The 7,885-nt window shown below is 58.8% G+C and carries 8 protein-coding genes; 2 read left to right on the top strand and 6 right to left on the bottom strand.

Annotated elements, in window-relative coordinates:
* A partial coding sequence (locus ACO2RV_RS24780; RefSeq protein ID WP_423296770.1) for a transposase domain-containing protein occupies positions 1–114 on the top strand: 114 nt, incomplete at its 5' end.
* Between the two features lie 314 nt (positions 115–428).
* Here the strand turns inward: ACO2RV_RS24780 and ACO2RV_RS24775 are convergent.
* The 4 genes from ACO2RV_RS24775 to ACO2RV_RS24760 all read right to left on the bottom strand — a co-directional run bounded on the left by ACO2RV_RS24775 (position 429) and on the right by ACO2RV_RS24760 (position 4,676).
* A complete protein-coding gene (locus tag ACO2RV_RS24775) occupies positions 429–1,301 on the bottom strand; it encodes a hypothetical protein (protein ID WP_423296871.1) in 873 nt (290 codons plus the stop codon).
* Between the two features lie 95 nt (positions 1,302–1,396).
* Positions 1,397–1,609, bottom strand: a complete 213-nt coding sequence (locus ACO2RV_RS24770; RefSeq protein ID WP_423296870.1) for a KTSC domain-containing protein — start codon at positions 1,607–1,609, stop codon at positions 1,397–1,399.
* A 2-nt stretch (positions 1,610–1,611) separates the two neighbouring features.
* The gene (locus tag ACO2RV_RS24765; RefSeq protein WP_423296869.1) at positions 1,612–3,450 is read right to left on the bottom strand and encodes an ATP-binding protein; all 1,839 of its coding nucleotides are present in this window, start codon (positions 3,448–3,450) and stop codon (positions 1,612–1,614) included.
* Positions 3,447–4,676, bottom strand: coding sequence for an SIR2 family NAD-dependent protein deacylase (locus ACO2RV_RS24760; protein ID WP_423296868.1), 1,230 nt, complete (start codon positions 4,674–4,676; stop codon positions 3,447–3,449). The genes ACO2RV_RS24765 and ACO2RV_RS24760 overlap by 4 nt, the downstream gene beginning before the upstream one ends.
* 442 nt (positions 4,677–5,118) lie before the next feature.
* On the opposite strand from ACO2RV_RS24760, the gene ACO2RV_RS24755 reads away from it, so the two are divergent.
* The gene (locus tag ACO2RV_RS24755; protein WP_423296867.1) at positions 5,119–6,105 is read left to right on the top strand and encodes a DUF3883 domain-containing protein; all 987 of its coding nucleotides are present in this window, start codon (positions 5,119–5,121) and stop codon (positions 6,103–6,105) included.
* Between the two features lie 259 nt (positions 6,106–6,364).
* On the opposite strand, the gene ACO2RV_RS24750 is transcribed toward ACO2RV_RS24755, so the two are convergent.
* Together ACO2RV_RS24750 and ACO2RV_RS24745 are read right to left on the bottom strand one after the other, a co-directional pair.
* Positions 6,365–7,060, bottom strand: coding sequence for a restriction endonuclease (locus ACO2RV_RS24750; RefSeq protein ID WP_423296872.1), 696 nt, complete (start codon positions 7,058–7,060; stop codon positions 6,365–6,367).
* Between the two features lie 195 nt (positions 7,061–7,255).
* The coding region (locus tag ACO2RV_RS24745) for an abortive infection family protein (protein WP_423296866.1) at positions 7,256–7,885 on the bottom strand (630 nt) is incomplete at its 5' end.

The raw sequence follows: 7,885 nt of genomic DNA, 5'->3' as shown, positions 1-7,885 counted from the left end.
GCCTACCTCACGGACATCATCACCCGCATCGTCGAGGGCCACCCCAACAGCCGCATCGATGAGCTCATGCCATGGGCCTATCCCGCCAAGCCCACCCTCAGTAGCGTGGCCTGAGGACGACGCTTACGCCACAACTGGAGCCCGAATGCGGCGTCCGATCTGGAGGCGCTTGCCCAAAAGATCTGGTCTTTGAAGACCAAACCCAGTCTGTCGGGGTTCCACGCTCCTCACGAACGTTATGAATGCTGGAAGGCTGGCGACTAGCCACACCCTGACGGAGCTGGCCAGGGGGCGCCAAGAGCGGAAGCTGGCATTCCACTCGCAAAGAGACCGCAAACCCTCTCGACGAACAACCTCGCCTCGGAGATGCTCAGGATCCGATGAGGATGACTTCCGCCTCGATCCTAACTATCGAACGGCCCTCCTTCTTAGTCAGGCTCAGCATCGCTGACCGGCCACCCTTGTCGCTCGGCATATTCGTAGCCGGCGTGGGTCACCTCGAAGATTTCGCCTTTGTAACCGCGGTCCTCGATAAGCCCGGCGTTTCGTAAATCTTGGATTCCGGACTTCCATTTCGCCAATTCTTTCCGAGTGTTGGCGGGGAAGATTTCGCTCCCCGCCTGAATAGATGCGCCGCCGATATATTCACTGAGAATGACGTCTCCATCACCAGACACAGCCGCTTTCAGAAGAGCTTCGGCTTGCTCGCTGATGTGAATTTCACGCAGGCCAAGCTCGAAAGCGCCCAACAAGTCTGCAGGGTCATCGGACCTTGCCAAACACGACTGAAGATACTCGTTGTCTTTAAGCGTGAGGCCCAAATGACGTGGAAAATGGGCTCTGAACTGATCGACTGACTCATAAGTTGAGAACAGGCCCTCCGTTTTGGCCCATTCCTTGAAGTTCAAGAGTTTTGCCCACTGATCGTCATTCACGCTACCAGGCTTCACAGGGACTTCCGAGAAGTACAGCAGCACTGGCTTACCGGCGTTTCGGTGCTCCAGAATTTCCTCGATCGAACCGCTGATCTCCTTTCCTGTGTCGCTGCCCACACGTGTCCAAAAGATTCCGACGAGAAGATCGCAATGCTTCAACAGCCTATCATTGATGATTTGCTGGGGTCGCCCGGCCAACTCCGGAGAGGAGTGGGTTTCCCACCCAACTGGTAGGAACACGGCTTGCCGCTCCTGCGAATGGATGACGTTCCATTCTGCCAGCGCGTCCCTGACGATTTTCCGCTCATCATTCACGTCGCTCGGCGACGCGATCATCACCGGCAGCACCTTAGCATCATAAGCCATAGTAACCTCGACGAGCAGACCGAATACTACAGGAAATTCCTATCGCCGGCCAAAGCCAACGTCTAGCTGTCAGTCAACATTGGAAAACTACGTCGTCAGCCTACTCTTGAATAGGGATAGGCGTTCCTGATGTAGGCGTTTAGAAATTGACCTTTCGACGTCGCTTGCATCAACTGCTCAAAGAGCGCCGCGCCGACGTTGTAATATTGGTAGACGGTGCCGTCGCTGAACTCGACCTCGAGGGTCTCGCTCGGCTCGTCATAACCGATCGACGCGATGTTCGTTGAGGCCACAAGCTGGCGATCCATGGTTAACCCTCCTCCTCGACGTCTGGCGCAACAGCCTCACGCTGAATGTTGGTCACAACGGCGACTGCCGTTGTGCTTTGTGCTCGCCAGGACGCGACCACACGATCATAACCCTCGGCGCGCCGCCTCGCCGACCAAGCTACCGTCACCTCCGGGTCTGCGCTTCTGGGCAGATGGGCTTCCGACGGCAACGTTACACGGCATCGAACCGGAAGCCGGGCAGCTTCCCCGGCAATGATCGCTTCACCGGTTCGCAGGACCGGGAGAAGGTCCATCAGCCCAGCCAAGTTATCCGGGAGCGCTCCTTTGACCCGACTCCTGTCCGCTGGGTTCGAGAGGCGTAGGGCAATCAGCGTTCCACACTGCGACAGGACGGTTTCATCCACCTCGGCCGGGCGCTGAGAAACCAGCATCGCCCCGATACCGTATTTCCGGCCTTCTTTGGCGATGCGTTTGACGATCGCCGAGGCGACGCCCCCTGTGTCAGGCCCGAGGTATCGATGCGCTTCCTCCATGACGACCAGAAGCGGTCGAAGTATGCCGCCTTCCGTTTTCTCCCGGCTCCAAAACAGTGCCTCGTAGACGATCCGTAAAATCGATCCAATCAGGCGCTCCAGCACAGTGCTCGGCACGCCAGAGAGGTCTAAAATCGTGATCGGCCGGTCGTGGCCAAGCCACCCGGCCAAAAGGGCATCAAGGTCATGGGCCACGACGCCGTTGAGGTCCGGCTCCCAAGGTCCAGGATGAAGGAGGAAGTCGAAGCGACGGTCGAGCAACCGAGATCGCAGAAGGTTGAGTTGACGACGGATACCTTTCGCGGCACCATTTAGGTAGGGACCGGCCGCGCCCATGGCGTGCGGCGTATAACGCGGCGGCGTTAGAGTCGCGGCGTCGCCGGGGTTCTCGCGGGCCGGCTGGTCTCGTTGCGGGCCGGTGAAAGTTGTGGTCTCGAAGTCGATCAGGTCATACCAGAGCTGCTTCAGGCTAAATGGAACCGGGCTGTCCACCGTCAGCGATTGCGGGTCTAGGCCCGGTAGAGGCGCGGCGACCAGTCTTGTCGCCTTCAACTCCTGGATTTTGTCGGTAAAGGCAATTTCCTGATTGTCGTTCAAGCCCCCCGCGACGAAGTCGAGCAACTCGCTTGCCTCCAGCGCCCAAAACGGCACGTAGAGCGGGTCTTCTCCGGGCTGAGGCGTCGCACTAAAGATCCTCGCAACGTCAGAGAGCGCCTTCGAATATTCCCCGTGCAGGTCCAGCAGCAGAATCCGGGCGCCCGGTGAGCCGGCCGCTGGAGCCTCCGGCCGAACGATAGAGCGTAGTAGGCTAGCGATGGTCGTGGACTTACCGGAGCCTGTCGAGCCAAGGACCGCACAATGGCGGGTGACAAGGCTGTCGAGGGAAAGGCGGACGACTATATTTTCGGCCGTGGACAGCGTGCCGATCGCCACCTGGTCGTCGCCGCCCTGGCCGTAGATGCGCCGAAGGTCGGCTTCCGTAACGATATGGACGGTGTCGTTGATATTTGGATGTTGGCTTAATCCGCGTTCGAACTTGGCACCGATCGCCTCGCCGGCCAGCTCGACCTTCATCCATCTGCCGGTGTCGACGGACGCATCGATAATGGTCGAGGGCGCGGCGGTGGCACCGACCTCGGATACGACGCCGTACAGGTCTTGATAGCCTTGGGGGATGCGCACGAAGCTACCGACCTGAGCGACCCGATACGTGTGACCGTTAATGATGGCCAAGCCGGACGCCAAGGATGCCGCTAACTTCACGGTCAGTGAGGCGCCCGATACGGCGCTCACGCAGCCGAGATATGTGGGATCGGTGCTGTTCAAGACACGACCTCGGTGGCGGCGCCCTCAGAAACTGCTTCCGGCTTCGCCTCAACCTCTCCGGTTCGGGTCAACTCTGTCGCCTGGGCGAGCGCGCAGAACCTCGCGAACCGCTGGAAGTCGCCCAGCAAGAACTGCGCGGAGCCTTCCGGTGTCCGTTGATCCCAAAAGCTGGCGCGAATTTCCCCCCAGTTTTTTGCCAGCTCACCTGGTTGCCAGCGGCCCCGCACGCCGTTGATGACCGCAGCGTCAGCACCATAGACGCTCAGATTTGGCCGGTCGTAAGCGAGCCGACACGCGCCTTCCTCGTTGTCGAGGTAGCCATACTGAAACGCAAACACGGCTGTGTTGGCGTTCATGGCCAAGGTCTCATCGAGGACGGCACAGACATGCGCGTCACGGAAGGAAAAGCCGATGGCCAGCAGCAAGGTGTCGGGCGTTAGCAAAAACGTCTTTAGACGCTCAAACAGCGCCGCATAAGGCTGCTTCTGAGTCAGGTCATACTTGAGGTAGTCTGGATAGACGAGCTGCGTCGCGTCTCGTGCACCACGCCTGACGACCGCGCTCCCCTCAAGGCTCCAGCCGAGCGACCCATGCAGCTTCCAAAGGCGTGACCAGCGTGAAGGGAGGTCGTCACCCGCCACGGTAACCGGATCAAAGAACGGCGCGCTACCGCCGGAGAAGCCGTCGAAGTATGGCGCACGGGCTTGCTCGAAGGCCTCCTCAAAAAGGAGGTCGTAGTTCGAGGTGAAGATCTCAACGGCGTTGCTGCGCACCGTGCCGCTGATCCAAGCGATCAACTCATTGTAGGCGTTCCGCTCAGACGGTAATTTCGGACCAACGAGGCTACCGATTTCCTTGCAGATCGACTTGCCAAGCGCCGCATAGCCGGCCCCATCGAGCCCGTGAATCGGTGTCGTCCCCAAGGCTTGCTCCAGCAAGCGGACTTTCGAGAGCAGCGTTTCGATGTTTGCCTTGGCCCCAAGCCCGGCGAGGAGCGCCGCCGCCGCCGTCTTTTCCGTGCCGGTCAAAGCGCCGAGCACCCTGGCCGTGAGGGAGTCTACGTCGGGGATCAAGGGCTGGCCGGTCGGGTTCAAAAATCCGTTGGCGTCGACCTTGATCGACAGCGGCGCACCGGCGCCGACGAGTAGCCCAATGCGCTTGCGACCTTGCGACAGAACCTGCCGCAAGTCCGCCATGTAGCGATCAGGGTTGTGAACACTGTCCATCTGTATCCCCTCGCGCCTGCCGCCCCTCGATATTTTCTTCGGGGCTACGCTGCAGGATACATAGCGCACTACCTCGACGCGTGTCCCGATCGGGTTCGGCTGTTATTTTAATCGCCCGCGTTTGCCGGCTGCCTTTGGGCGGGCCGCATGTATTGGTGAGCCGCGGGCTTTCTGGTCGACGTGAAATTCAGGTTCCGATGGGCGAGCCCCGAGCGCCGTTCAGCTGACTTTTCCAAGTTCCGCAATGGAGTCATCAGCATGCACTTGCATGGAGTCGGACGCGACCTCTAAGCTTCGGCGCAAGGCCCGGACCAGTGATCGGCCCCCCACTCAGATCAGGCGTTTCGCCTCCTGAAGCGCTACTAGCAATGACGGCAAGTGCGCCGAAAACGTCAATAAATCTGGGGGTATTATGGCTACAAGGATGCGACCGGCGCCGTTGATGTTCGTCAACATTGGCTGGATGACAAACTACGCTGGACCGACGCCGGAGGACCCGACGCTTGGCGGTCACGGCCACCTCAGGAACAACACCGTGGGGCATGAGGCGTGGAACTTTCGCCCCCATCGCGGCAAAGTTTACGGCTATATTCCTCGCAACACTGCGGTCTCCCTTGAGAGACTCGGCGCAAAAAGAGCGGCAACGGCGGTATCCGGAGTGACCGTGGTATGGATCGCCCGAAGTCCACGGAACCGCATCACCTACATCGTCGGCTGGTATCACGCTGCGACCGTCCGCCACGTGGCGAATGCGGTCACGCTCACCCGCCGAGCGGGCTTCAATGTGGATTATCAAGTCGAGACTTTGCCTGAGAACGCGACCTTGTTGTCGGTTGACGCCCGTCTCTATAAAATTCCGACCGCAAAATTGCCTGGCAACCTTGGTCAAAGCCCGGTTTGGTATGGCAAGGACGAGTCATTCCGTGCCGATGTGCTTCAATACATTGGAGCGGGAGGCGTGCGGCCGGCGAGCGCCAAGCGTACCGCAAAGGGTAGATCGCCTAGACAACCGGACCCTGAGTTACGCTGGAAAATCGAGAAGGCGGCCGTCGCCCATGCTTGGCGACATTACGAGTCCAAGGCGGGAGGAAGCAGAAGCCTAGTATCCGTCGAACCATACGGCCGGGGGTGGGACCTTGAGGCCACCGGCTTCGACGGCTCCCTCCTCAAGATTGAGGTGAAGGGTCTTCAAAGTAGCGGGATCGTGGCGGAGCTCACGCCCAACGAGTATGCAAAAATGCTCTCGTCCGAGCATCGTGAGGACTATGTGATCTACATTGTCACTGAAGCCCTCAAACGGTCAGCTGCAGCTCATATCTTCCGCTACAGTAAAGATCAAAGCACGGCGACGAACCTCGTGTGGGTCACAGAGGACAATCGTCGGCTGAAGATCGAAGCCCGCGTTGCCGCGCGATTATCAGTGCCGTAACCGCGTTGACGCGGCGCGATGGCGCCGCCTGTATCAATGTGAATCCAGCATTCCGCCGTCGAGGACTCCAAAACTGGTTGATCGCTCACGCGGGCTGCGCCGGAAGCGGACCTCTCGAACGTCTGCCGGGGGTCAGCTCAAGACGCCACGTTGGTTAGCCACGACGTCTGCTCTTTACTCGTCTGACGCCAAAAGCCGCCATTGCGGATACGACCCCCATTGCGGATATGCACTTCGCGCCCAACACTTGAGGAGTCCGTCATTTCAACGCGGCGTGGGCCTGCGCTAATCGCTTCTCAAGATCGGTGAGGATCGGGTCCAACGCAACGGCAACTTCGTCGAAGCTGTGATAGATTTTTGGTAGATCGAAACCAAGGTCGCGACCAAATTCTCCCATTTGGATCGGATACCGCAGGAGTCGCACATCTCCCAGCACCGTCTCGGAATATTGAAGGATCAAATCGCCGGAGTAGCCCTGCTCAAAGGTGTCCGCTCGAAGGCCGACCTTTATCCGATAGCTCTTGTCCAAATCCCAATAGAGCGACTTTGCAGTCGCTACGCGATCGGCAATGTCGCGTAGTCGCATAGCCGATACGTCCTTTTTTGTTTCCAGCGAAAGATTCTCCAGGGAGCTAGCGTGCACGTTAGTTAGGTTCGCGGCCTCGACCGCCCCCGATTGAAAACCTGCTTCACAAAGAAGGATGCCTCTGTCAGCACCAAGATCACTGACGATCTCGCGAAGACCGAGCACATGGATTTTCGAAACGGGCGATTTCCAGTGCTTGCACTCGACAAGCCACAGGACTTCGAAGCCGGCGTGTTTGGATCTTACCACCACATCCACGTCATGCGTGGTTCTTGCGCCCTGTAATGTTACGTCAACGTGTGCAGACATTCCAAGCGACCTGAAAAACTCAGCCGCTTCCTGTTGATAATCTTTCCAATCGACAGCCATCACGTTCCTACTCTGCCAATTTATCCGAATTTATCACAGAAATTGCATTTGTAGTCTGCGGACCCGGCAGCCACCATCATGGGCCATCGTGCTTCGACGTAAACCCACCTTCGTGTTAATCATTCGCGAGAAGCTTCCTTCAGCCAAATGCGGACTCGGGCCGGCGGCTTTCCGCCGCACCGCGCCTAAACGGTTTCATACGTTGGACTCGTCGGCTTTAGGAGCTGGCCGCTGATGATGCGTTTCAGTCATGAAGTCGATGAATGCAACCGCCGCACCGACTGCCAGTCGGGCATGCCGGGGTTCGAGACCACGATGCTTTCCGTCGCGACCATGTCCGGAGCCGTAAAGTCCGCGCAGCTCGGCGATGTACTGCGTTATTGCCGTGAGATTTCGTAGGATCAGACGGATCGTCTCCGCACCCTTCGCCATGTCCGAAATGCCTTCCGGAACCAGCTTCAGCTCCTTCGTCAGAAGTTTGGTTAGCTCCGGCAGATCGGCCTTTCGGGTGACCTTGACGCCGCGCTTAGTCAGGATCGTCTTGCAGCAGGTTTCGACAAGGTCTTTCGCTGTGCCGATCGCAAGCGCAGGATCACGTTCCACCGCGTTTTCGAGCCGCTGGATTTCCTTTTGCATCCATCCGGCATCCAGCGCATCCGCCACTGTCCGCGCGCGCGATGCGGAACGGCCACCGCCCGCTAGGTGACATACCCATAAGGGGATTCCCAGCGGAGCATTGTTTTGATTCACTGATCTCAGCCCTGGAGGTTGAGATGGCGCGCTTTGACCTGACGGATTTCGAGTGGTCGGTGATCGCACCGCTTC

The organism is Ancylobacter sp. VNQ12, from assembly GCF_049445835.1.
Lineage (GTDB): Bacteria > Pseudomonadota > Alphaproteobacteria > Rhizobiales > Xanthobacteraceae > Ancylobacter.
Note: the sequence above shows the minus strand (reverse complement) of the source record. Positions and strands in the feature narration are given on the sequence as shown.